A 22,945-nucleotide genomic window follows, 5' to 3' on the forward strand; every position below is an offset into this window, starting at 1 on the left:
CCCGGGACGGGCTGTGACCAAACGGTGAAACTACGCCGGCCGCCTCAGGCGTCGCCCGAGCGCCGCACCGCGGCACGGAAGCCGGTGCTGACCGCGGTGAGGCCGCCGTCGACGGTGAGGGTGGTGCCGGTGATCCAGGCGGCGTCGCGGGAGGCCAGGAAGGTGATCGCGGCCGCGATGTCCTCGGGTTCGCCGACCCGGCCCAGGGGGTAGAGCGGGCGGAGCGCGTCGAGTTCCGCGTCCCGCCCCTCCCACGCCGAGGTGCGTACCGTCCCCGGCGTCACCAGGTTCACGCGGACACCGCGGGCGGCGGCGTGCCCGGCGAGGGTGCGGGTGAGGGAGCCGAGGCCGGCCTTGGCGGCGCTGTAGGCGTGGTTGCCGAAGTCCTGGAGGGCGTTGACGGAGCCGATGTTCACGATGGCGCCGTGGCCGGTGGCCGCCAGGTGTGGGAGGGCGGCGCGGCAGCAGCGGTAGGTGCCGGTCAGCGTGATGTCGAGGTCACGGGCCCACGCGCCGTCGGGACCGTCCTCGAAGAGCGGGGTGTCGGGTGTGCAGCAGGCGGCGCCGTTGACGAGGACGTCGAGGGAGCCGAAGGTGTCGACGGCGTGGGCGACGGCCGCCTCGATGGAGGCACGGTCGGCTACGTCACACGCGAGCCCCTCCGCCGCGAGTCCCTGTCCGCGCAGCTCCGCGGCCGCCCGCTCGGCCTCGGGGCCGTCCCGGTCGGTCAGCAGGACACGCGCTCCCTCCTCGGCGAACCGGCGTGCGGTGGCCGCGCCGATGCCGCGGGCCGCGCCGGTGATCAGGACTCCGTACCCTGCGAAGCGCGTTGTGTCCGTCATGGACCGAACCGTAGTGCCGGGACGATCATCCGGGCAGATACCGTGCGTCCATGTCCGTGTTCATTCAGCAACTCCCCGCGCTCATCGGCGTCGTGATCGGCGCACTCGGTTCGTATGTGGCGGTCGTGCGGGGCGACCGGGTGAGGTTCCGGCGGGAGCAGGCGGCGCGTTGGGAGGAGCGGCGGCTGGCGGTGTACGCCGACTACGCGCAGTCGGTGAAGAAGACGGTCACGGTGACGTACCGGGTCGCCGCCAGGCTCGGCAACGACCCGCACCCGGACCCGCTGACCCTTGAGGACGCCAAGCCACTGCTGGCCGACGCGACCACCCGCCGGGATCCCTCGGGTGAAGCGCTGATCATGCTGGGCAGCACCGCCGTGGTGGACAAGGCGCGGGACTGGGTCCTGACGGCGTTGGAGATGGAGCGGTTCGTGCGCGAGGGCAGGCAGGATCCGGCAGCCTGGCAGGCGCTGCTGGAACGCCAGCGCGCGGGACGTGAGGGCTACTACACGGCCGTACGGGACGACCTGGGTCTGCCGCCGGGTCACTCCGCGCGCTGGCCGATCCGCTCGGTCGGCCCGGTGCCGCCTCAGCGGTAGCCGTCGGTGTCCGCCGGCTTCCCCGCGTCCTGGACCTCCACGAGGTAGCGCCAGGCGTCGGGGCGGCTGCCGTCGAGGTCGGTGAATCCGTAGATCGGCGCGAGCTGCCCGCTGGAGAGGGACTCGCCGTTCCAGCGCGCCACGTCGGGGTCGGCGGCGAGGGCGGCGACGGCGCGGCCCACATAGCGCGGGGTCTCGGAGATGGCGAAGTGCGGGACGCGTTCGAGGGCGTCGCGCCAGTTGTCCTCGCGTACCTCGTACGTGTCGAGCATCATCTCCGAGCGCAGCCAGCCGGGCGTCAGGGCGACGGCGGTGGCTCCGCGTGGTCCGAGTTCATGGCCGAGGGAGAAGGCCATGCGCAGGACGGATACCTTGGCGAGGTCATAGAAGAAGGAGCTCCGGTAGTTGTCGCGGTTGTAGTCCGCCGTGCCGTCGGTCATCTCCACCACCAGTCCGCCCGGCCGGCGCAGGAGCAGGGGCAGGGCGTAGTGGCTGGTGATCGCGTGGGTCTCGACGGCGAGGCGGAGCAGCCGCAGGCCCTTGTCGAGGTCGTGCTCCCAGATGGGGCTGTCCCAGGCGAAGAGCTTCTCGCCGCCCCAGACGTCGTTGACGAGGACGTCCAGGCGGCCTTGTTCGTCCGCGATGCGGTCGACGAGGGTGCGGACCTGGGCCGGGTCGAGATGGTCGGTGGGTACGGCGATGCCGTGGCCGCCCGCCTCGGTGACCAGGTCGGCGGTGTCCTCGATCGTCTCGGGGCGGTCGTACTCCGAGCGCTTGGCGCGTGTGCTGCGTCCCGTCACGTAGACGGTGGCGCCGGCCGCGCCGAGTTCCACGGCGATGCCGCGTCCGGCCCCCCGTGTCGCCCCGGCGACCAGTGCGACCTTGTCCTTGAGCGGCTGTGACATGTGCGGCCTCCCGACCCTTGCGAGCGCTGTCGCTTTTGAGGGTGCCGGGTAAGCCGGACATCTTCTGTCGTCTTTTACGGGCGAGTGTGGCCTGTCACGGGCGGGTCACCCGGCCGGGCGCAGTCGCGCGTCGAGGGCGTCGTGTGTCGGCAGGAACCAGATGTGGCCGCCGTTGTTGGTCTCGTGGACGAAGTCGCGCAGGGCCGTGCTCTCGGCGATGTGGTGGGAGACGTCGCCGACCACGGCCAGGCGCACCCGGTAGTTCACGAACTTCTGCATGACCGCGCCCGCGACGCCCGACCGCAGCCGGAAGAACTCGTCGGCGATCCGCTCGACGGGCACCGCGACCAGCTCGGCCTCCTGCCCGAAGGCGTCACCGAGGAGATCGAGCGCCGCGCTCTCGCCGTCCAGGAGTGGGCCGTCGGGAGCGCAGCGCAGGACGCGTACGTCATGCAGGGTCACGAGCGTGTTGGTGGTCATGGGGCGCGATCGTACGGTCGCTCCCTGCCTCTGACCACGGGTTTTCCGGTCGGACCGGTTCCGGCCTCAATGGCCGCGGTCGATCCACTCCGTCAGGTGGGGTGCCTCCGCGCCGATGGTGGTCGCGTCGCCGTGGCCGGTGAGGACCCTGGTTTCGGGCGGGAGGGCGAGCAGGCGGGTGCGGATCGAGTCGATGATCGTCGGGAAGTGGGAGTAGGAGCGGCCGGTGGCGCCGGGGCCGCCCTGGAAGAGGGTGTCGCCGGTGAAGACGACGCCCAGTCCGGGGTCGTACAGGCACACCGCGCCCGGCGCGTGTCCCGGGGTGTGCAGGACGGTCAGGTCGGCGCCCGCGGCCTCGATGATCTGCCCGTCCACGAGATGGGCGTCGGGGTCGCGGGCCGGGTGGGTCTGCTTCCACAGCGGCAGGTCGTCCGGGTGGAGCCAGATCGTGGCGCCGGTGCGGTCGGCCAGGGCGGGCGCGGCGTCGATGTGGTCGTTGTGGGCGTGAGTGCAGACGATCGCGGTGAGGCGCCGGTCGCCGACGGCCTCGGCGATGGCGTCGGCGTCATGGGCGGCGTCGATGACGACCACCTCGTGGTCGTCGCCGACGAGCCACACGTTGTTGTCGACGTCCCAGGTGCCGCCGTCGAGGCTGAACTGGCCGGAGGTGACGAGGCGTTCGATGCGGGGGGCCATCAGAGCACCACCACCGAGCGCAGGACGTCGCCGTGGTGCATGCGCTCGAACGCCTTCTCCACGTCGGTGAGTTCGATGGTCTCGGTGACGAACGCGCCCAGGTCCAGGCGGCCTTGCAGATGCAGGTCGATCAGCACCGGGAAGTCCCTGCTCGGCAGGCAGTCGCCGTACCAGGAGGACTTCAGCGAGCCGCCGCGGCCGAAGACGTCCAGCAGCGGCAGTTCGAGCTTCATCTCCGGGGTCGGTACGCCGACCAGGACGACGGTGCCGGCGAGGTCGCGGGCGTAGAACGCCTGCTTGTACGTCTCGGGGCGGCCGACCGCCTCGATCACGACGTCGGCGCCGTGGCCGCCGGTCAGCTCGCGGATCGCCTCGACCGGGTCGGTCTCACGCGAGTTGACCGTGTGCGTGGCGCCCATCGAGCGGGCCTTCTCCAGCTTCCGGTCGTCGATGTCCACGGCGATGATCTTCGCGGCGCCGGCCAGGTTCGCCCCGGCGACGGCCGCGTCACCGACCCCGCCGCAGCCGATGACGGCGACCGAGTCGCCGCGCCCCACGTTTCCGGTGTTGATGGCGGCGCCGATGCCCGCCATCACCCCGCAGCCCAGCAGTCCGGCCACCGCCGGTGCGACCGACGGGTCGACCTTGGTGCACTGTCCCGCCGCGACGAGCGTCTTCTCGGCGAAGGCGCCGATACCGAGCGCCGGGGAGAGCTCCTGGCCGGTGGCGGCGAGGGTCATCCTCTGCGCGGCGTTGTGCGTGTTGAAGCAGTACCAGGGGCGGCCGCGCAGACAGGCGCGACAGTTCCCGCACACCGCACGCCAGTTGAGGATGACGAAGTCACCGGGTTCGACGTCCGTGACGCCGGCACCGACCGCCTCCACCACACCGGCCGCCTCGTGCCCCAGCAGGAAGGGGAAGTCGTCGCTGATGCCGCCCTGCTTGTAGTGCAGGTCGGTGTGACAGACCCCGCAGGCCTGGATCCGTACGACGGCCTCGCCGGGCCCGGGATCGGGCACGACGATCGTCTCCACCCGCACCGGCTCGTCCTTGCCCGGTGCGATCACGCCGCGTACTTCCTGCGCCATGGTGCTTCACCCTTCCCTCGGCGGCTCTGCGTCCACCTCCGACCCTAGTTGTGACTGATCGGTAAAGGCACGCGGTGAAGTCCTTCACGCCGGCTTCCCGTCACGCGATCGTCGTGATCTGCCGGCACTCCCAGGCGAGCGCGCCGGTCGGCCGTGCCCGCCCTGGTCCACCTGCTGGGCTCCCGCCCGCCGCGGTCGGCGGCGCACTGTCCGGGCGGCTGCCTCCCGGGCTGCTCACCGGGGCGTTCGCGGGGAGCGCCGCGCTCGCCGCGCCGCGCATGCTCCGGCAGTCGGCCTCCGTACGGCACGACGACGTGCCGGTGCACCGGGGTCGGGGCGTCCGGGTCGGGGCCGGCCTCGGCGCCGTGACCGGGGTGCTGGGCGTGGGCGGCGGATTCCTCGCCGTACCGGCGCTGGTGAACGTGGTGGGCCCGCGTGTGCGGGCAGGCGCCGGTCACCTGAGGAAGTCCCGGACGGCCCGGGCGATGACGTCCTCGTCCAGGCCGTCCGCACCACCCAGCGGCAGCAACCGGTGCGGTACATGGACCAGGGTCTCGGCGACGTGCCGGGCCGACAGGCCGGGCTGCCCGGGCTCGACGAGCACGATGTCCGCGTGGTCGGCAGCCAGCACGGCGGTGCGCAGGCCGACCTCGTCGAAGGGCCGGACGGTGGCCGCGTAGAGCACGGCCACGTCCAGGCCGGCCGTGGCGCGCAGTACCGGGTCGAGGGTGGCGCCGACCGCGAGGACGACACCGTCGAGGCCCTCGCGGACGAGTTCGAAGCCTTCGGTCAGGCCGTGCGGTTCGGTGTTGGACTCGCCGGAGAGGTGCACGAACGCCCGTTCGCCGCGGCTCACGGCGGACCGGATCACGCGGCGCACCTCGTCCGGATGGCCGGGGACGTGGACGGTCCAGCGCGGGTCGGCGGCGAAGCGCGCCAGTTCCTCCTCGGCGCCGTAGCCGACGAGGACGGCGCCGCGCTCGGCGGGCCCGTCGACACGGTCGGCGGGCAGGGACTCGGTGACGGCCCGGAGCATGTCGGGGTGCATGGAAATTCTCCTCGGGACGGGTTCCCGCGACACGTCATGAATTCGTTAAGAATTAGTTCGACGGTCGCTCATATGGCCCTGGATTCCCAGGAATTACCTCTTCCAGCGGACTGTGCGCGAATCTTTAACAATCGCAAAGGAATGTAGCCTTCTCTTTGCCCGGTCCGGGCGTTCCGCAGGGTGTTCCCGCTCGCCGTGCTGCGTAACTTGGCAGTGGTCTTTCCCGTAGCCGAAGCGGAAGGGGACAACCCGCCATGGTCAAGAACGAAACGTCTCTCGCGGTCCGCCCGTTCGTCCATCTGATCGCGGGCCCGACGGGCGTCGGGAAGAGCGCGGCGGCGACCGAGCTGGCCCGGGCGACCGGCGCCCCGATCGTCGTCGCCGACCGCTTGCAATGCTTCACCGACCTCGCCACCACGAGCGCCCGTGCCGGGGCGGACGTGCCGGGGGTGCGCCGCCACTGGCTCGGTGACCGGACGTTCGCCGACGGCGACCTGTCCGCGGCCGAGGCGGCGGACGCGCTCGTGGAACTTGTCGAACAGCTCGCGGTCCAGCACGATTTGGTCATCATCGAGGGTGGCTCGATCTCGCTGCTGCGGGTGCTGTGCACCCGCTGGGAGCAACTCGACTGGCGGCTGACGGTCCGTCTTCTTCCGCTGCCCGCCTACGACACGTACCTCGCCGCCCTCACCGGCCGGGCCCGCGCGATGCTCACACCGGGTGCCTGCGGCCCGGGGCTGCTCCAGGAGCTGGCCGCGCTCTGGCGGGATCCGCGGCGGCGGCGGCTGGCCGCGTCCGTCAACGGTTTCGAGGCCGTGCTCGAATGCTGCGCGAAGTACTCGATTGATGCGGAGGTTATCGACCAGCAGGAAATTCCCGAACACGTCCTGCACCGGATCGCCGCTCTCATCGCCCTACGCCATGCCGAACACGGCATTCTCCAGCAGCGTGTGTTCACCGAGATTTTCGAGAGCGCAACGACGGCCCCCGCATTCGACTCCGGCATGCTGGCGGCCGTGGCATGACGGGCGTGTCGGGGGTCAGGGAAGCCTCCACGGATTTCGGCCATATCGTCGGGTCCTCCCCGCTCGGCGTGGTCACGGCCCGCTCCGCCGCCGACGTCCAGGAACTCGTCTCCTTCGCCGGGCCGCACGGGCTGCCGGTCTCCGCGCGCGGCGCCGGACAGGCCCTGTACGGGCAGGGGCAGGCGCACGGCGGCTACGTCGTCGACATGGCCGCCCTCGCCGACGTGCGCTGTGTACCGGGCGAGCGGACGCTGACCGCCGGGGCCGGCGCACTGTGGCGCGACGTCGTACGAGCCGCGCTCGCCGAGGGACTCACACCCCCGGTGCTGCCCGACCACCTGGGCGGCAGCGTCGGCGGGCTGCTGAGCACGGGTGGCTTCGGCGGCTCCAGTCATCGGTACGGCCTGGTGGCGGACTGGGTGAGGGAGTTGGAGGTCGTCACCGGCACCGGTGAACGGCTGGTCTGCGCCCCCGACCGGCGCCCCGACCTCTTTCACGCGGTCCTGGCAGGACTCGGCCAGTGCGCACTGATCGTCCGCGCCACCCTGGCCCTGGTGCCCGCGCCGAGCCACGTGCGCCGCTATCGCCTCTATCACGACGCCCCGGGCACGTATCTCACCGATCAGCGTCGCCTGGCCGGCGACAGCCGCTTCAGCCATGTCGCGGGCCAGGCGCGGCCGGCGCTCGGCGGGGGCTGGCGCTACATGATCGAGGCGGTCGTTCCGCACGAGGGCGGACCGCCCGCCGACGACGCGCTGTCGACCGGCGACCTGGACCACGACCGGGACACCGAGGAGATCGCGGATGTGTCGTTCGCCGAGTACACGCACCGCCTGGACCGCGACGAGCGTCTGCTGCGCGCCACGGGCGAATGGGACCGCCCCCACCCCTGGCTCACCCTGCTGCTGCCGGAGGAGGCCGCGGGCTCCTTCGTCCCGGCCGTGCTGGCCGACGGCGCTCAGCAGGGTCTGCGCTACTGCGGGACCGTCCAGCTCCGTCCGCTGACGGGCCGTACGCTGCACGCCCCGCTGCTGCGCAGGCCCGCGGGCGAACATCTCTGCCTGCTCGCCCTGATGCGCACGGCGCCGCCGACCGCGCCGGACGTCGTACGGCGCATGGTCGCCGCCAACCGGGCCCTGTACGAGCGGGCCAGGACCGCCGGCGGTGTCCTCCACCCGGTCGGCGCGCTGCCGATGGCGCCCGGCGACTGGGCCGCCCACTTCGGCCCCCTCTGGCCCGAACTGGTCCGCGCCAAGGACGAATACGACCCGCATCACGTCCTGACCAGGGGGTACGGCCTGTGGACCTGACCGGCGTGACCGCCGTGACCGTCTTCTGCGGTGCCTCCCCCGGCCGCGACCCCGCACATCTGCGCACCGCCGCCGACCTCGGCCGCGCAATGGCCGGAGCGGGCCTGCGGCTGGTCTACGGCGGTGCGCGCACCGGTCTCATGGGGGCCGTCGCGGACGGGGCGCTGGCCTCCGGCGGCGCGGTGACCGGAGTCGTGCCGCGCGGCATGCTGCCGTACGAGATCACCCACACGGGGCTCACCGATCTGGTCGTGGTCGGTGACATGCATGAGCGCAAGGCGCGGATGGCCGCGGCGGGCGATGCCTTCGTGGCGCTGCCGGGCGGTCGGCGCGCTGGCCCGGCTCGCGGACGCGCTGCCCAGGACGGGGTGCATGGCGGCCGTGGAGGCGTCCCCCGCAGAGCTGAGCCTCGGGCCGGGTGCGGTGATCGCGGCGGTCAACGGCCCACGGTCGGTGGTCGTGTCCGGAGACCGCGCGGCGGTGCGGCGGATCTGCGAGGAGTGGTCGGCCCGCGGTCGCCGTACCCATGTGCTCCGCCTGGACGTGGCACCCCACTCCCCCCATTTCGACGCCCTGCTGGACGACTACCGCCGTGCCCTGGAGCCGCTCGGCCTGCGTGCCCCGCGGCTGCCTCTCCTCTCCGACACGACCGGGGAACCGGTCGGCGCGGAGGCGGCCACGCCGGACTTCTGGGTGCGGGCGGTGCGCGCACCGGTCCTTTTCACGGACGCCGTCGGCCGGCTGCACCGCGACGGTGTGACGGTCTGTGTCGAGATCGGACCGGCCGACGTCCTGGCCTGCATGCTGGACGGCTGTCTGCCCGACGGCGCCGAACGGCCCCTGGTGCTCGCCGTGGCACGAAACTGGCAGGCCGCGCGGGCGGAGGCCGACATAGCCTGAAGCCTCCGCACCACTCCGGAGGAGCCCCGTGAGCATCGCAGCGACCGAACCCGCCCCGCCCACCTGGCGGCTACTCCTGGGCTATGTGCGCCCGCACCGGTGGACCCTGCTCATGGGCGCCGCGCTCTCGCTGGTCACGGGCGCCACGGGGTTGCTGCTGCCGCTGGTGGCACGGGAGTTGATCGACGACCTGTCCCACGACCGGGCCATCACCGGGGCGCTGCTGATCATGTCCGGGCTGGTCGTGGCCAACGCGGCGCTCGGCGCGCTGGGTTCGTACGTGCTGCGGCGCACCGCCGAGTCGGTGGTGCTCGGCGCGCGGCGCGCCCTGTCGTCGTACCTTCTGCGGCTGCGCATCACCGCCGTGGACCGCAGCGAGCCGGGCGATCTGATGGCCCGCATCACCTCGGACACGACGCTGCTGCGCGAGGTCACCACCGACTCGCTCGTGGGGCTCGGCACCGGAGGACTCACCCTCGTGGCGACGGTGGCCATGATGGGGCTGGTGGACCCGGTGCTGCTGCTGGTCACGCTCGGCGTGATCCTGGCCGCCGGCACGATCCTCGGCGTGATCGTGCCGCGCATCAACCGGGCCAGCCGGCAGGCGCAGGACGCGGTCGGGGTGATGGGGGCCTCGCTGGAGCGGATCCTCGGCGCGCTGCGCACCGTGAAGGCGTCGGGTGCCGAGCACCGGGAGGAACGGACGCTGCACGAGGCCGCGGAGGAGTCGTGGCGGCAGAGCGTACGGGCCGCCAAGTGGTCGGCCGCGGCGGGCAACACGGCCGGACTCGCCATGCAGATCGCGTTCATCACGGTGCTCGCGGTGGGCGGGGCGCGGGTGGCGACCGGGGCGATCGACGTCGGCACGCTGGTCGCGTTCCTGCTGTACGTCTTCTATCTGATGTCGCCGATCCAGCAGGTCGTCGGCGCGATCACGCAGTACCAGACCGGCTCCGCGGCGCTCGCGAGGATCCAGGAGGCACTGCGGCTGCCTGCCGAACCGGCCGCCGCGCCCGCGCCGTTGCCCGCCGCCGGGGCGGAGCCGGCGGCGCTGGCCTTCGAGGACGTGCGCTTCCGGTACGCCGACGATCTCCCGTACGTCCACCACGGGGTGACGTTCGCCGTGCCCGCGCAGGGCATGACCGCGTTCGTCGGCCCCTCGGGGGCGGGCAAGACCACCGTCTTCTCCCTCATCGAGCGGTTCTACGACCCGGAGGCCGGGTCCATCACCCTCGACGGGCGGGATCTGACGGACTGGGAGCTGCCGCGGCTGCGGTCCGCGATCGGCTATGTGGAGCAGGACGCCCCGGTCCTGTCGGGTTCGCTGCGGGACAACCTGCTGCTCGGCAACCCCGACGCGGACGACGCCGCCCTCACCCGTGTGCTGAAGACGACCCGCCTCGACGGTCTGGTCGCGCGGCTGCCCGGCGGTCTGGACACGCTCGTCGGGCATCGCGGCACCAAGCTGTCCGGCGGCGAACGTCAGCGTGTCGCGATCGCCCGCGCCCTGCTGCGCCGTCCCCGGCTGCTGCTCCTCGACGAGGCCACCTCGCAGCTGGACGCGGTGAACGAGGCGGCGCTGCGCGACACCGTCGCCGACGTCGCCCGTACGACGACGGTTCTGGTCGTCGCGCACCGGCTGTCGACGGTGACGATGGCCGACCGGATCGTGGTGATGGACGCGGGCCGGGTGCGCGCGGTGGGCACGCATCGCGAACTCGTGGCGTCCGACCCGCTGTACGCGGAGCTGGCGGCGACTCAGTTCCTGGCGACTGCCGAGTGATCCGTCGTCACCGGCGGTGCGGGGGCGCTCAGCCCTGGAGCCTGCGCAGCCGTTCCGCGTCGCAGGTGCGGGGGCAGGTGGAGCACGCCTCGGCCGGGCGGATCGTGTAGTACATGCAGCATCCGGCGCGGGTGCGGGTCGGGTGCCGGCGCCCGTCGTCGGTCGTCAGGTGCCGGAAGTCGGCGCCGCCCGGGTACTGGGTCACGGCGGTGGGCAGCAGCCGGGTGGCCGCCGCCACGGCGTCGTCCTCGCGGCCGAGCGTGCGGCCGAGGTACCAGATGCCGGAGACCAGGTCGTCGGAGACCATGCCCCACAGGGCACGTGAGCGGCGTCGCGTGAGGGGGCCGATCGCGTCCAGGAGGGGACCCATGTGATCGGCCACCGCGGCACGCAACTCCGCGCGCAGGGCCTCTTCGTGAGGGGCCGTCAGCACACCGGGGAGCGTGGCCGCCGGGTCGTCGGCCAGGCAGGTGAGGTCGCTCCCGGGCGTGAGGGTGAACTCGGCCGAGGCGAGGTCCAGTCGCAGGTCCTCGGGCCGGATCCGGGGCACGCGGCGTGCCAGGTACCAGGGTCCGCTCATGAGGAGCGCGACGGACCAGGCGTAGTCGTGCAGCGCGCGGGAGGCGGCGACGTCCCGGCGTGGAACGACCCCGTGGCGATCGTGAATCCGGGCCGCCTCCGCCGCCACGAAGGCGTCGAGCACGGCCTCGTCCTTCACCAGTTCCCCGGCCGACACTCCCGCCCGGGTCTCGTCGGCACCGGGAACGGCGATCCGCACGCTCAGGACTTCGCACAACTCGGTCAGCCGCGCGAAGTCCTGACGGAGCGTACGCGCGACGGCGCCGGACGGCGGGATCGTCGGGGCCACGGACATCGGCGCTCCAGTAGAGGGTTTACATGCAAGCCAACTAGGTAAGGCTTACCTTACACTCGCGATCATGCAGAAATGCCAGGTGGATCCGGTCCGGGTGATCGACTATCGCGCACATCACAGTGATCTCATAGCAGTTGAAACGTAAAGCAAGCCTAACCTAAGCTCACGGCTTGTGATTGCGACCCAACGGGGCGCACCGACCGGTGTACCCTTCCGTGCCTTCAGGCACATACCGCTCTTCCTCGCCGGCCTCGCCGCCCTGACCCTCTGCACCGCGCTGAGTCTCGCCCTCGGTGCCCGCTCCGTGCCCCTGGGCACGGTGGCCGACGCGCTGCTCGGGAATGTTCACGGTCGCGAGGCCCTGGTGGTGACCGGGCTGCGCCTGCCGCGGACCGTCATCGGGCTCGCGGTCGGCGCCGCACTCGGGGTCGCCGGGGCCGTCGCCCAGGGCATCACCCGCAATCCACTCGCCTCGCCGACCACCCTCGGCATCAACGCGGGCGCCGGTTTCGCGGTCGTCGTCGCCATCTTCGCGCTGGGGCTCAACAGCCCCGCCCAGTACGTGTGGTTCGCGTTCGCCGGCGCGGCCGGAGCCGCCCTGTTCGCGCAGGCGCTGGCCCGCCGCGCCGGGGACATCGACCCCGTACGGCTTGCGCTGGGCGGCACCGTGCTCCAACTCGTGCTGCTGTCCTGGACGTCGGCCGTCATGCTGATGAACCAGCGCACCCTGGACGAGGCCCGCTTCTGGCTGGCCGGATCACTGTCCGGGCGCACCCTCGACGTCCTGTGGCCGGTCCTGCCGACCCTGCTGCTCGGCCTGGTCCTCGCGCTGGCCGTCTCCCCCGCCCTCAACGCCCTTGCCCTGGGCGACGATTCCGCCCAGGCACTCGGCGTGCCGGTGGCCCGGATCCGGCTGGCGGGCGGCATCGCGGTCGTCCTGCTCGCCGGGTCGGCGGTCGCGGTGGCCGGTCCGGTCGCCTTCATCGGACTCGCCGCACCCCATCTCGTACGGCCCCTGCTCGGCGGCGACCACCGGGTGCTGGTCCCCGGCTGTCTGATCGCGGGTCCCCTGCTGCTGCTCTCGGCGGATGTACTCGGCCGGATGGTGATCCGGCCCTCGGAGCTGGAGGTCGGCATCGTCACCGCGTTCCTGGGCGCCCCGCTGCTGGCGCTGCTGGCCCGGAGGGTGGCCCGATGAGCGCGGCGGCACTGTCCGTACGGACGAAGTCCACGGCCCGGGCCCGGGTCCGGCGCCGCGTCCTGCTGTTCGCCGCGACCGGTGTGGCCCTGCTGTTCGTGCTGCTCACCGTGTCCCTGACGACCGGTGAGATGCCGATGCCCGCCTCGACGGCGCTGCGCGCGCTGGTCGGGCTCGGGGATCCGGGGGACGTCCTGGTCATCCAGCAGTTCCGGGCGCCGCGATCGGTGGCGGCGATCGTCGCCGGCGCCGGGCTCGGGGCGGCGGGATGCGTGCTGCAACGCCTGTTCCGCAATCCCCTGGCCTCCCCCGACGTCATGGGCGTGACCGGCGGGGCCTCGCTGGGCGCGGTCGCCCTCATCGCGGCCGGTGCCTCGCAGGCGCTGATCCCCGTCGGAGCACTGGGCGGCGGATTGCTCGCCGCCCTGCTGCTGGGCGTGTTCGCCTGGCGTTCGGGGCTCGCGGTCACCCGGCTCGTGCTCACCGGGCTCGCCGTCCAGGCGGGTCTGGCGGCCGCCGTGAACCTGATGATCGTGCGGTTTCCCGCGGAACTCGCCGGGTCGGCGTTGCAGTGGACCACGGGTTCCGTGTACGGGCGGACGTGGACCGAGGTGTGGGGTGCCGGCGGTGCCCTGGTGCTCGCGTTCACCGCCGCACTCGTCATGCATCGGCGGCTGGCTGTGCTCGACCTCGGGGACGACTCCGCCGGCGCGCTCGGCCTGCGCACCTCCGCCGCCCGGCTCCAACTGCTCTTCGTCGCCGTCGCGTTGGCCTCGCTGGCCGCCGCGCTCGCCGGTCCCGTGACCTTCGTGGCGCTCGCCGTGCCGCACATCGTGCGGTTCGTCACCGGCCCGCCGACCGCCGCCTCGCTGGCGCTGGCCGGGCTCACCGGTGCGGTGCTGTTGCTTGCCTCCGATCTGGTGGTGCAGCACCTGTTGCCGATCGAAGGGCTGCCGGTCGGGGCGGTCACGGCCACGCTCGGCGCGCCCTGGCTCCTGGTGCTGATGCTGCGGCAGAGCTCGCCTGTTCAGAGGAGCCGCGGATGACGACGCGCTCCGCCGGCGGTGCCGCGATGTGTCGTCCGGCGGGTGCGGCGCCGTCGTGGCTTGTCGCGCCCGCGCGGCGGAAGCCGCGTGTTCCACCCAGCCCCGCGCCCCTTGGCGGCGTTGCCCGACCGCCGCGGACTTCGCCCGGCCCGCCCAGCGCCCCGCACGAAAACTCCACCGGCCTTCAGGAGCCGCACATGCCCGCGACCGCCAACCAGCTCTCCACCCAGGGCCTCGACCTGCGCTACGGCGACCGTCTCGTGGTCGGTGGGCTCGATCTGACGTTGCCCGGCGGGGCCGTCACCGCGATCGTCGGGCCCAACGCCTGTGGAAAGTCGACCCTGTTGCGCGGGCTGAGCCGGCTGCTGGCGCCGGCTGCCGGCAGTGTGACCCTCGACGGTGCCGACGTCCACCGGATGTCCGCCCGAGGGCTCGCCCTGCGGATGGGGCTGCTGCCTCAGCAGCCCGTGACGCCGGAGGCGATCACCGTCGAGGCGCTGGTCCGGCTGGGCCGGTATCCGCACCAGCGGCTGCTGAGCCCCTGGTCGGCCGCCGACCAGAAGGCGGTCGACGAGGCCCTGGAGCGCACCGGCACCGCCGCGCTGCGCGACCAGCCCGTCGACCAGCTCTCCGGCGGTCAGCGGCAACGCGCCTGGATCGCGCTCGCGTTGGCGCAGGACACCGAGCTGCTGCTGCTCGACGAGCCCACCACCTTCCTCGATCTGCGGCACCAGCTCGACGTGCTCGACCTGGTCGCCGCCCTGCACGCCGAGGCGGGCCGCACCGTGGTGATGGTGCTGCACGACCTCGGACAGGCCGCCCGCTACGCGGACCACATGGTGGTCCTCAAGGACGGCCGCCTCGCCGCGGCCGGCGCCCCGGCCGACGTCCTCGACGCGGAGCTGGTCAAGTCCGTGTTCGACGTGGACTGCCGGGTGATCCCCGACCCGGAGACCGGCACCCCGCTGGTCGTCCCCAAGAGCAGCGCGGTCCGGCGGCCATCCGCCGCGACCGCCTGATCAGTCCCCTCTCACAGAAAGACCCCTCATGTTCAACCGATCTCCCCTGCGCGGAATCGGCCGGCTGATCGCCGTGCTGCTCGCCGTCGTCCTCGGTACGGCCGTCCTGGCCGCCTGCGGCGGCGCGGACTCCTCCTCCGACGCCGACGACACGGCCAAGGCCGCGGGCGACAGCTCCGCCTTCCCGCGCACCCTGAAGACCGTGATGGGCGACGTGAAGATCCCGTCCCAGCCGAAGCGGGTCGTCGTGCTCGACACCGGTGAGCTGGACGACGTCACCCTGCTCGGCCTCGACCCGGTCGGCGCGGTCGCCCCGCACTTCAAGACTTCCGGCGGCTTCCCGACGTACCTGGACGGCGAGTTGAAGAACACCGTCGACGTCGGCCCGCTCCTGGAGCCGAACCTGGAGAAGATCGCCTCCCTCAAGCCCGATCTGATCCTGTCCTCCAAGGTCCGGCACGAGAAGGTCTACGACAAGCTCAGCGCCATCGCCCCGACCGTCTTCACCGAGACCACCGGCGGTGTCTGGAAGGAGAACCTCAAGGTCCACGCCGAGGCGCTGGGTCTGGAGAAGGAGGCCGCGGCCAAGCTCAAGGAGTACGAGACGCAGGCCGCGGCGCTCGGTGCCGCCATCAAGAAGAAGGACGGCGGCACCATGCCGACCGCGTCCGTGGTCCGCTTCATCGCCGGTCCGACCCGCCTGTACCAGACCAACTCCTACAGCGGTGTCGTGCTGAACGACATCGGCTTCCAGCGGCCCAAGTCCCAGATCTCGAACGACCCCGAGGTCACCATGAAGGACGTCAGCCCGGAGGAGATCGACCAGGCCGACGCCGACCTCATCTTCGTCACCGCCGCCGACGCCGAGGACAAGACCCAGAAGAAGCAGGTCGTCTCCAACCCGGTGTGGAAGGACCTCCCGGCCGTGAAGGACGGCAAGGTCTTCGAGGTCCCGGACGAGACGTGGATGTCCGGCATCGGCGTCCAGGCCGCCGAGGAGATGCTCAAGGACGTGGCGAAGGCCACCGGCGTGGAGCTCCCGGCGAAGTGACCCGCCGCTGATCATCCGAGGGCGGGCCGGGCCCGACCAGCTCAGCCCGCCCCACAACCCCCCACCCGCTAGCGGAAGTTAGTGAACCGGCATGCGCCTGTACCTGCTCGCCCTCAACCCGACCGATGCCGTCAGCGAGGGCTTCCTGCCCGCCGCGGCCCGGCTGGGTCTGGACGTCACCGTCCTCACCGACCAGCCCGACGCCCACCGTCTCGCCCACCCGGACGTCGAGGTCCTGGAGTGCGACGTCCGTGACTTCCGGGCCGTGATCACCCGCGTCTCGAGCCACCACGCGCCCGACGCCGTCTTCACCAACAGCGACCACCTCCAGACCCAGGCCGCCCTGGCCGCCGCCTACTTCGGCCTCCCCGGCAAGGACTGGCGGGCCACCCTGCGCTGCAAGGACAAGGCCGAGATGCGCCGTCGGCTCGCCGCGGCCGGCGTGGACACCGTGTGGTCGGCCGAACTGACCGAACCGGTCGCGCCCGGCGACGCGCCGTACCCGTGTGTCGTCAAGCCGCGCGAGGGCGTGGCCAGCGAGGACGTCGTCCTCGTCCACGGCCCCGAAGAGCTGGTGACCCACACCAAGGAGATCCTGGACCGCCGCCCGGGCGCCGTCCTGGTCGTCGAGGAGTACCTCCCCGGCGACCTGTTCACCCTGGAGACCCTCGGCGACGGGCATGTCCGCCATGTCCTGGGCGGCTTCCACACCGAGCTGTCGCCGCCCCCGTACTTCATCGAGGAACGCCTCACCTTCGTCCCCGCCCACCCCGAGCCGGTCGTCGCGCAGGTCCTGGAGCAACTGGACGCGCTGGGTGTCGGGTTCGGCGCCTGCCACACCGAGTTCGTGGTGCACGAGGGGCGGGCCCGGATCATCGAGGTCAACTACCGCGCCATCGGCGACCAGTGCGACCTGCTGCTGGCCCGCCTCCTTGAGATCCCGCTCTTCGAGCACATCCTGCGCACCCACCTCGGCGAGCCGCTCCCGGCCGGCCTGGGCGCCCGCAAGGACGGCGCGGCCCGCCTGGAGTACCCGTGCGCCGAGCGCGCCGGCACTCTCGTGGGCGCCCCCGAGGCCACGGACCTCGACGTCGACGGCGTCCATCTGACGTACCGTCCGCTCCGCGCGGTGGGCGAGCGGCACGAGCTGTACCGCACCAACCGCGACTACCTCGGCGTCCTGCGGGCCACCGGCACCGACCAGCCGACCGTGGACCGCGTGGCGGCCGACTTCCTGGCCCAGCGGCACTGGGAGATCCAGCCGTGACCGCCACGGACATCTCCGAGGCGGAACTCCTCACCCGTGTGCTGAGCGCTCTCCTGCGCGAGGACGTGGTCGGCCTGCGCACCCAGAGCACGACGGTCCACGAGCAGGACGGCAGCTGGCTGCGACTCCCCACGGGAGGGGACGCCCTGCTGCTGCCGGTCACCGAGGACGGCTTCCAGTGCCTGTACGCCGCCCGGCGGCCCGTCCTGGTACGCGAGTCGGACGGCGCGGAGCTGACCGGGTACGAGAGCGTGCTCGGAGCACTGCGTGAGCTCGCCGATCCCGAGGACCGGGGCGGCTTCGACGCGTTCACCGAGGAGTGCCGTCAGACACTGGCGACCATGCGGCTGCACGCGGCGACCCGGGCGGAGGTCATGGCCCGGCTCACGGACGAGCCCGGCCTCGGCGGCAGCCTGGCGTACGACACACTCGCCGCCCGCCACGACCACCCCGTCTACCCGACGGCACGTGGCCGCTCGGGGCTTACGGAAGAGCAACTGCGCGCGTACGCCCCGGAGTTCCGCCCGCGCTTCGCACTGCGCTGGCTCGCCGTGCCCCGGGACGAGGTCGTCCTGGCGGGGAAGCTGCCCGAGTTCTGGCCGACACCCGACACGCTGGGCCTGCCCGGCCTGCGGGACACGCATGTGACGCTGCCCGTGCATCCGCTCACCGTCGACGCCCTGCCCGGCGGCACCGTACTGGCCGACCGCGCCTGCCTGGACGTCGTACCGACCCTGTCCATGCGGACCGTGGCCACGGTCGCCGACCCTTCCGTGCACCTCAAACTCCCGCTGGCCACCGCGACGCTGGGGCTGCGCAACAAGCGGACCATCAAGCCCGGCACGCTGGTCGACGGAGCGGTGGGCCAGCGACTGCTGGAAGCGGTCATCGCCCGCGAACCCCGCTTCCAGGAGACGGTCCTGCACGCCGACGAGACGACGTACGCCCACGCCGGGCACGAGCTGCTGGCCGTGCTGTGCCGCCGCTACCCGGCCGGGCTCGACGACTCCACGGTGGTGCCGCTGGCGGCGCTGCTGGCCGAGGCGCCGGACGGACGCCTGGTGATCGACGGGATCGCCGACCGCTACTACGACGGTGATCCGCTCGCCCTGCTGGACGCGGCCCTCACCCTGCTGTTCGACTGGCAGACCACGCTGTTCGGCTACGGCATCGCCCTGGAGTCGCACCAGCAGAACGTCTCGCTGGTGCTGCGGCCGGGCAGCCTGCGGCTGCTGTTCAAGGACAACGACGGGCCGCGCGTCAACGCCGAACGGCTGGACGCCGTACTGCCGGGGCCGTGGGACTTCGACGACGCGCGGATCCTCGGCACGGACGACGGTCCGGTCGCCGACGTGTTCGCCACGATCACCCTGCATCTGTGCGCGGCCTCGTACGCGTTCGGACTTCCCCGGTACCGCCGTGCCCTGCTGGACCTCGTCCGGGCCCGGCTGGCGGAGGCCGTCGACCGGCTCGGCGGCGATGCTGCGGACGTGCTGCGTGCCCGCCTGCTGGACGCGCCGGAGCTGCCGGTGAAGGCGATGGTGTCGGCCGGGACGCTGCTGTCCAAGGAACGGTCGGGTGCGGCCGACATCAACAAGCACTACACGACCGGGCCCAACTACCTGCGGCGTATGGAGGGTTCCGCATGAGCGCGGAGGTGCTACGGGTGCCGAGGCGGGAGTTCGGGCGCGGACATGTGCACGCGGTGGCGGGCTGCTACTTCGTGGCGTCGTTCGCCGCGCTGGGGCTGCCGCCGTATCTCACGGAGATCCTGCCGGAGTTGGGCGACCGTGGCGCACGCTGGGCCGGGGTGCTCTATATCGTGCCGACCGTGTTCGGCGCGCTCGGGGCGCCACTGTGGGGGCGACTCGCGGACCGCTTCGGCCGTAAACGACTGCTGCTGCGGGCCCAGTTGGGGCTCGCCGTGTCGTTCCTGCTCGCGGGCTGGGCGGATTCGCTGGCCACGTTCACGGTGGCGCTGGTGCTCCAGGGCATCCTGGGTGGCACGTTCGCCGCGTCCAACGGCTATCTCGGTACGGCCCTGGAGGGTCCGGCCCTGTCCAAGGCGCTCACCCTGATGCAGGGCAGCGCACGGGCCGCGCTGGTCGCCGCGCCGATCGTGGTCGGCTCCCTGTCGGGCTGGCTGTCCCCGCACCGGCAGTACGCCCTGCTCGCCGTACTGCCGCTGACGGCGGCCCTGCTGCTGGCGGCGCTGCCGGAACCGGTGCCGGCCGAGAAGCCGCCGCGCCGGGCCGAGGCCGAGGTGGCCGAGGCGCCCCCGTCGATGTCGCTCAGGACCCTGTTCGCCCTGGAGTTCGCCTTCGTGTTCTCCACCGTCATCTCCTTCCCCTATCTCATCGAACTCGTCGACGACCGGCTCCCCGGCACCTCGCCGGCGCTGACCGGCGTCCTCTTCGCCCTGCCTCACCTGTGCTACCTGGTGTCCGCGCTGGCGGTGCACGCCGCCTTCCGGGACCGTCCGCGGGCCGGGCTCGCGCTGGGCTTCGCCTGTATCGCGCTCGGACTCGCCGGACACGGCATCGCCGACTCGCTGCCCACGCTCGTCGCCGTACGACTGCTGCTGGGCGTGGGGCTCACCCTCGGTCTGGTCTGTCTGTCGGTGCTGGCCGCCGACTGCGCCAAGGGCCGGGCACCCGGCCGGATGTTCGGTTCGCTGGAGTTCTTCTCCAAGGCCGGCGCGGTCGCCGCCGGGGTGACCGCGGCCGCGGGCACCGCCCGCTACGGGCCGGCCGCCCCCGTGCTGATCGGCGGTGCGGCCGCCGCCGTCACAGCCGCCCTTCTCCCCACACTGCACCTGCGCACCCGCTGGAGCCACTGATGCCCTCCCTGACCGACTCGCTCCCCGAGCAGGGCCGTCTCCCCGTCGCCCGCGCCGACCTGCCCACCGCCGACGACGCGGTGGCCCACACCCTCCTCAACTGCCTGCTGCGCGAGGTGTCGGCACCCGAGCACCAGTCCGTCGTCGCGGACGGCCACCTGCTGCTGCGGCTACCCCGCCGCGGGGTCCTGCTGCGCGTCGCCCTGCGCCGCACGTCGCTGCTCGGCGCGCACCGCTTCACCGGGCCGGTGAGCGAGCAGCGGGGCGAGGCGTGGGCCGAGGTGGACTGGCGTCGCCTCGCCGAGTACACCCACGACGAGCTGGCGCTGCGGACGGGCGTGCGCAACGAGGAGTTCCTGGAGCAGATCGTCTCCAGCCACGAGGCCGTCGGGACGGCGCTCGCCGACACGCGTGCGGCCCGCCCCGCGGACGACCGGCTCTCCACCTACGTGCGGTCCGAGCAGTCCCTCCTCTTCGGCCACCGCTTCCACCCCACGCCGAAGGCCCGCACCGGCGACCCGCGCGCCTGGTCCGCGTACGCGCCCGAGGCCGGTGCCTCCTTCCCGCTGCGGCACCTCGCCGTCCGCGCCGGCCTGATCGCCGAGGAGCACGCCGATCCGGCGGCCGCCGCCACGCTGGACCGGCACCGCACGGACGTCCCGGACGGCTACCGCCTGCTCCCCACCCACCCCTGGCAGTACGAGACGCTGCGCGAGCACCCCCTGCTGCGCGCCGCCCTCGACCGCGGCGACATCCTGGACCTCGGCCCGGGCGGACAGCCGTTCGCCGCCACCGCGTCGGTGCGCACGCTGTACGACGGGGAGACGTTCCTGAAGTTCAGCCTGAACGTGCGGATCACCAACTGCCTGCGCAAGAACAGCAGTTACGAGCTGTCCGGCGCCGTCGCCCTCACCCGCGTCCTGGCCCCGGCACTCGCCGATCTGGCCGAGCGCTTCCCCGGCAGTGACGTGCTCCGCGAGCCCGCCTATCGCACGCTGGCCCTGCCCGGCCCCGACGGCACCCCGGACCGCGCGCTGTTCGAGGGCTTCGGCGTCATCGTCCGCGAGGGCCTGCCCCCGCGGCTGGCACCGGGCACCACTCCCCTGCTGGCGGCGGCCGTCGCCGACGAGTACCCGACCGGCCCCGCTCACATATCGCATCTCCTCGCCGGGGCGGACGAACAGACGGCCCTCGACTGGTGGTCGACGTACCTCGGCCTTCTCCTGCCGCCCGTCCTGGCCGCCTACTTCGACCACGGGCTGGTCCTGGAACCCCACCTCCAGAACGTCCTGATCTGCGTCGACGGTGACGGCCGGCCCGCCCAGGTCCTCTTCCGCGACCTGGAGGGCACCAAGCTGGTCCCCGACCACCACGAGGACACCCTCGCCGCGCTGCCGCCCGAGGTCGCGGGCCCCATGACGTACGACGCCCAGCGCGGCTGGGACCGCGTCGTGTACTGCCTGCTGGTCAACCATGTCGCCGAGCTGCTGGCCGCGCTCGCCGATCTGCACCCACGGGCGGAGGCCGCGCTGTGGGGACGGGTGCGCGACACGCTCCGGGCGTACTCCGACCGGTTCGGCTGCCCGCCCCGGCTGGCCGCCCTCCTCGCCGGGGTGCCGCTGCCGGCGAAGGCCAATCTCCTCACCCGCTGGGAGCGCAAGGCCGACCGGGAGGCAGGCTATGTCCGGCTGCCGTCGCCGCTCGCCGAGGACATCCTGCGTGACACGACCGGAGGTATCCGATGAGCCGGCCGACGCCCGCGGTCCGCGACCGGGCCCTGTCCCTCCTCTCCACCGAACTGCCTGCCTACATCTACGACTTGGCGGCCCTGCGCGGTCACGCGTCCGCCGTGCGGGACGCCCTGCCCGAACGGGTCGAGCTGTACTACGCCGCCAAGGCCAACCCGGAGCCGGAGATCCTCGCCGCCCTCGGCCCGTACGTCGACGGCTACGAGGTCTCCTCGGGCGGCGAACTCGCCCATGTGGCCAAGGCGGTGCCGGGACGCCCGCTCGCCTTCGGCGGTCCGGGCAAGACACCGGACGAGGTGACGGCCGCGCTGGAGGCGGGGGCCGAGCGCTTTCACGTCGAGAGCGCGTACGAGCTGAGGATGCTGGCCGAGCTGGCGCGGCGGGTGGCGCCGGGGCGGCCGGTGGCGGTGCTGCCGCGCGTCAACCTGCCGGTGGCCGATGGGTCGTTGGCGGGCAGCTCGCTCGCGATGGGCGGCCGGCCGACCCCGTTCGGTATGGATCCCGGGCAGGCCGAGGCGGTGGTCGGAGCGCTGGCCGACGGCACCTACCCGCAGCTCCAACTGCGCGGTGTGCACGCCCACTTGGCGAGCGGGCTGGAGGCCGCCGAGCAGCTGTCGGTGACGGAGACCATCGTGGCCTGGGCGACGGGCCTCGGGGTCCGGCTCGGCGAGGTGAACGTCGGCGGCGGCATGCACGTCGACTACGCCGATCCGGAGCGCCGCTTCGACTGGGCGGCCTACGGCGAGGGACTCGCCCGGCTCACCGAGAGGCACCCGGAGCTGACCCTGCGCATCGAGCCCGGCCGGGCGCTCACCGCGTACTGCGGCTGGTACGCCACCGAGGTGCTGGACGTGAAGCACAGCCACGGCGAGGAGTTCGCCGTCGTCCGGGGCGGCACCCACCATCTGCGGACCCCGGCGACCAAGGGGCACGACCAGCCGTGTTCCGTCCTGCCGGTGGACGCCTGGCCACACCCTTGGCCGCGGCCGGCCGCCGAAGGTGACCGTGTCACCCTGGCCGGACAGCTGTGCACCCCGAAGGACGTCCTGGCCCGCCGGGTGCCGGCGCCCGGACTGCGGGCCGGGGACCGGGTGGCGTTCGCGCTGGCGGGGGCGTACGCGTGGAACATCTCGCACCACGACTTCCTCATGCACCCCCGGCCCGGCTTCCACTTCCTGGACGACGCCGGGTAGCGGACGTGTCACTCCAGGCACACGGCAAGGGCCG

Annotated in this window: 21 protein-coding genes and 2 pseudogenes; 16 read left to right on the top strand and 7 right to left on the bottom strand. The window is 72.7% G+C overall.

All coding sequences use genetic code 11. The annotated features are described in order from the left end of the window. Positions 1-44: 44 nt before the first annotated feature. On the bottom strand, positions 45-842 hold the full coding sequence (locus ADK36_RS01695; RefSeq protein ID WP_053195973.1) for an SDR family NAD(P)-dependent oxidoreductase: 798 nt from the start codon (positions 840-842) through the stop codon (positions 45-47). 50 nt (positions 843-892) lie between these two features. On the opposite strand from ADK36_RS01695, the gene ADK36_RS01700 reads away from it, so the two are divergent. Beyond that, complete coding sequence (locus tag ADK36_RS01700; RefSeq protein ID WP_053195975.1) at positions 893-1,441, top strand: hypothetical protein; 549 nt, start codon at positions 893-895, stop codon at positions 1,439-1,441. Here the strand turns inward: ADK36_RS01700 and ADK36_RS01705 are convergent. The 4 genes from ADK36_RS01705 to ADK36_RS01720 form a co-directional block, all read right to left on the bottom strand. Beyond that, entirely contained in the window at positions 1,432-2,346 is a 915-nt protein-coding gene (locus ADK36_RS01705) for an SDR family oxidoreductase (RefSeq protein WP_053195977.1), read from the bottom strand. The two genes, ADK36_RS01700 and ADK36_RS01705, sit on opposite strands and share 10 nt — an antisense overlap. Before the next feature lie 105 nt (positions 2,347-2,451). Then, positions 2,452-2,826 (bottom strand): DUF4180 domain-containing protein, encoded by a 375-nt coding sequence (locus tag ADK36_RS01710; RefSeq protein WP_048578936.1) that lies wholly within the window; start codon positions 2,824-2,826, stop codon positions 2,452-2,454. A gap of 66 nt (positions 2,827-2,892) precedes the next feature. Continuing rightward, positions 2,893-3,522, bottom strand: a complete 630-nt coding sequence (locus ADK36_RS01715) for an MBL fold metallo-hydrolase (RefSeq protein WP_048578937.1) — start codon at positions 3,520-3,522, stop codon at positions 2,893-2,895. Continuing rightward, complete coding sequence (locus ADK36_RS01720; RefSeq protein ID WP_053195979.1) at positions 3,522-4,610, bottom strand: S-(hydroxymethyl)mycothiol dehydrogenase; 1,089 nt, start codon at positions 4,608-4,610, stop codon at positions 3,522-3,524. Before ADK36_RS01720 ends, ADK36_RS01715 begins: the two co-directional genes overlap by 1 nt. A gap of 113 nt (positions 4,611-4,723) precedes the next feature. Between ADK36_RS01720 and ADK36_RS45700 the strand changes: the two are divergent. Then, positions 4,724-4,981: pseudogene (locus ADK36_RS45700) on the top strand (sulfite exporter TauE/SafE family protein); the annotation flags it as partial. A gap of 83 nt (positions 4,982-5,064) precedes the next feature. On the opposite strand, the gene ADK36_RS01725 reads toward ADK36_RS45700, so the two are convergent. Beyond that, positions 5,065-5,658, bottom strand: a complete 594-nt coding sequence (locus tag ADK36_RS01725; protein ID WP_048578939.1) for a hypothetical protein — start codon at positions 5,656-5,658, stop codon at positions 5,065-5,067. A 254-nt stretch (positions 5,659-5,912) separates the two neighbouring features. Here ADK36_RS01725 and ADK36_RS01730 point away from each other — a divergent pair, with 254 nt between their 5' ends. The 5 genes and pseudogenes from ADK36_RS01730 to ADK36_RS01750 all read left to right on the top strand — a co-directional run bounded on the left by ADK36_RS01730 (position 5,913) and on the right by ADK36_RS01750 (position 10,676). Then, entirely contained in the window at positions 5,913-6,683 is a 771-nt protein-coding gene (locus ADK36_RS01730; RefSeq protein ID WP_053195981.1) for an isopentenyl transferase family protein, read from the top strand. Positions 6,684-6,688: 5 nt separating this feature from the next. Continuing rightward, on the top strand, positions 6,689-7,993 hold the full coding sequence (locus ADK36_RS01735; protein ID WP_234329621.1) for an FAD-binding protein: 1,305 nt from the start codon (positions 6,689-6,691) through the stop codon (positions 7,991-7,993). Between the two features lie 14 nt (positions 7,994-8,007). Beyond that, positions 8,008-8,259: pseudogene (locus ADK36_RS49895) on the top strand (LOG family protein); the annotation flags it as partial. Positions 8,260-8,365: 106 nt separating this feature from the next. Continuing rightward, the gene (locus ADK36_RS01745) at positions 8,366-8,893 is read left to right on the top strand and encodes an acyltransferase domain-containing protein (protein WP_053195986.1); all 528 of its coding nucleotides are present in this window, start codon (positions 8,366-8,368) and stop codon (positions 8,891-8,893) included. A gap of 28 nt (positions 8,894-8,921) precedes the next feature. After that, the gene (locus tag ADK36_RS01750; protein ID WP_053195987.1) at positions 8,922-10,676 is read left to right on the top strand and encodes an ABC transporter ATP-binding protein; all 1,755 of its coding nucleotides are present in this window, start codon (positions 8,922-8,924) and stop codon (positions 10,674-10,676) included. 28 nt (positions 10,677-10,704) lie between these two features. Here ADK36_RS01750 and ADK36_RS01755 read toward each other — a convergent pair whose 3' ends face one another. Continuing rightward, complete coding sequence (locus ADK36_RS01755) at positions 10,705-11,550, bottom strand: (2Fe-2S)-binding protein (protein WP_053195989.1); 846 nt, start codon at positions 11,548-11,550, stop codon at positions 10,705-10,707. A gap of 172 nt (positions 11,551-11,722) precedes the next feature. Here ADK36_RS01755 and ADK36_RS01760 point away from each other — a divergent pair, with 172 nt between their 5' ends. From ADK36_RS01760 to ADK36_RS01800, 9 genes are all read left to right on the top strand, one after another. Next, on the top strand, positions 11,723-12,748 hold the full coding sequence (locus ADK36_RS01760; protein WP_048578946.1) for a FecCD family ABC transporter permease: 1,026 nt from the start codon (positions 11,723-11,725) through the stop codon (positions 12,746-12,748). Continuing rightward, positions 12,745-13,794, top strand: coding sequence for a FecCD family ABC transporter permease (locus ADK36_RS01765; RefSeq protein WP_048578947.1), 1,050 nt, complete (start codon positions 12,745-12,747; stop codon positions 13,792-13,794). The genes ADK36_RS01760 and ADK36_RS01765 overlap by 4 nt, the downstream gene beginning before the upstream one ends. Before the next feature lie 197 nt (positions 13,795-13,991). Continuing rightward, positions 13,992-14,813, top strand: coding sequence for an ABC transporter ATP-binding protein (locus ADK36_RS01770; protein WP_053195991.1), 822 nt, complete (start codon positions 13,992-13,994; stop codon positions 14,811-14,813). 28 nt (positions 14,814-14,841) lie between these two features. Then, on the top strand, positions 14,842-15,864 hold the full coding sequence (locus tag ADK36_RS01775) for an ABC transporter substrate-binding protein (protein ID WP_048578949.1): 1,023 nt from the start codon (positions 14,842-14,844) through the stop codon (positions 15,862-15,864). 91 nt (positions 15,865-15,955) lie between these two features. Next, positions 15,956-17,131, top strand: a complete 1,176-nt coding sequence (locus tag ADK36_RS01780; RefSeq protein WP_053195993.1) for an ATP-grasp domain-containing protein — start codon at positions 15,956-15,958, stop codon at positions 17,129-17,131. Next, a complete protein-coding gene (locus ADK36_RS01785) occupies positions 17,128-18,780 on the top strand; it encodes an IucA/IucC family protein (RefSeq protein ID WP_053195995.1) in 1,653 nt (550 codons plus the stop codon). Before ADK36_RS01780 ends, ADK36_RS01785 begins: the two co-directional genes overlap by 4 nt. Then, positions 18,777-19,970, top strand: coding sequence for an MFS transporter (locus ADK36_RS01790; protein ID WP_048578950.1), 1,194 nt, complete (start codon positions 18,777-18,779; stop codon positions 19,968-19,970). Before ADK36_RS01785 ends, ADK36_RS01790 begins: the two co-directional genes overlap by 4 nt. After that, entirely contained in the window at positions 19,970-21,715 is a 1,746-nt protein-coding gene (locus ADK36_RS01795; RefSeq protein WP_048578951.1) for an IucA/IucC family protein, read from the top strand. Before ADK36_RS01790 ends, ADK36_RS01795 begins: the two co-directional genes overlap by 1 nt. Next, the gene (locus ADK36_RS01800; protein ID WP_048578952.1) at positions 21,712-22,911 is read left to right on the top strand and encodes a type III PLP-dependent enzyme; all 1,200 of its coding nucleotides are present in this window, start codon (positions 21,712-21,714) and stop codon (positions 22,909-22,911) included. The genes ADK36_RS01795 and ADK36_RS01800 overlap by 4 nt, the downstream gene beginning before the upstream one ends. Positions 22,912-22,945: the final 34 nt, after the last annotated feature.

The sequence above is a fragment of the Streptomyces viridochromogenes genome (genome assembly GCF_001270495.1).
In the GTDB taxonomy this organism is placed as follows: domain Bacteria; phylum Actinomycetota; class Actinomycetes; order Streptomycetales; family Streptomycetaceae; genus Streptomyces; species Streptomyces viridochromogenes_A.

Bases quoted from the DNA above. Each gene is read 5' to 3' on its own strand.
- ADK36_RS01695 (WP_053195973.1), bottom strand. From the start codon at position 842: ATGACGGACACAACGCGCTTCGCAGGGTACGGAGTCCTGATCACCGGC.
- ADK36_RS01790 (WP_048578950.1), top strand. From the start codon at position 18,777: ATGAGCGCGGAGGTGCTACGGGTGCCGAGGCGGGAGTTCGGGCGCGGA.
- ADK36_RS01780 (WP_053195993.1), top strand. From the start codon at position 15,956: ATGCGCCTGTACCTGCTCGCCCTCAACCCGACCGATGCCGTCAGCGAG.
- ADK36_RS01705 (WP_053195977.1), bottom strand. From the start codon at position 2,346: ATGTCACAGCCGCTCAAGGACAAGGTCGCACTGGTCGCCGGGGCGACA.
- ADK36_RS01745 (WP_053195986.1), top strand. From the start codon at position 8,366: ATGGCGGCCGTGGAGGCGTCCCCCGCAGAGCTGAGCCTCGGGCCGGGT.
- ADK36_RS01800 (WP_048578952.1), top strand. From the start codon at position 21,712: ATGAGCCGGCCGACGCCCGCGGTCCGCGACCGGGCCCTGTCCCTCCTC.
- ADK36_RS01710 (WP_048578936.1), bottom strand. From the start codon at position 2,826: ATGACCACCAACACGCTCGTGACCCTGCATGACGTACGCGTCCTGCGC.
- ADK36_RS01730 (WP_053195981.1), top strand. From the start codon at position 5,913: ATGGTCAAGAACGAAACGTCTCTCGCGGTCCGCCCGTTCGTCCATCTG.
- ADK36_RS01720 (WP_053195979.1), bottom strand. From the start codon at position 4,610: ATGGCGCAGGAAGTACGCGGCGTGATCGCACCGGGCAAGGACGAGCCG.
- ADK36_RS01765 (WP_048578947.1), top strand. From the start codon at position 12,745: ATGAGCGCGGCGGCACTGTCCGTACGGACGAAGTCCACGGCCCGGGCC.
- ADK36_RS01770 (WP_053195991.1), top strand. From the start codon at position 13,992: ATGCCCGCGACCGCCAACCAGCTCTCCACCCAGGGCCTCGACCTGCGC.
- ADK36_RS01755 (WP_053195989.1), bottom strand. From the start codon at position 11,550: ATGTCCGTGGCCCCGACGATCCCGCCGTCCGGCGCCGTCGCGCGTACG.
- ADK36_RS01700 (WP_053195975.1), top strand. From the start codon at position 893: ATGTCCGTGTTCATTCAGCAACTCCCCGCGCTCATCGGCGTCGTGATC.
- ADK36_RS01715 (WP_048578937.1), bottom strand. From the start codon at position 3,522: ATGGCCCCCCGCATCGAACGCCTCGTCACCTCCGGCCAGTTCAGCCTC.
- ADK36_RS01725 (WP_048578939.1), bottom strand. From the start codon at position 5,658: ATGCACCCCGACATGCTCCGGGCCGTCACCGAGTCCCTGCCCGCCGAC.
- ADK36_RS01775 (WP_048578949.1), top strand. From the start codon at position 14,842: ATGTTCAACCGATCTCCCCTGCGCGGAATCGGCCGGCTGATCGCCGTG.
- ADK36_RS01795 (WP_048578951.1), top strand. From the start codon at position 19,970: ATGCCCTCCCTGACCGACTCGCTCCCCGAGCAGGGCCGTCTCCCCGTC.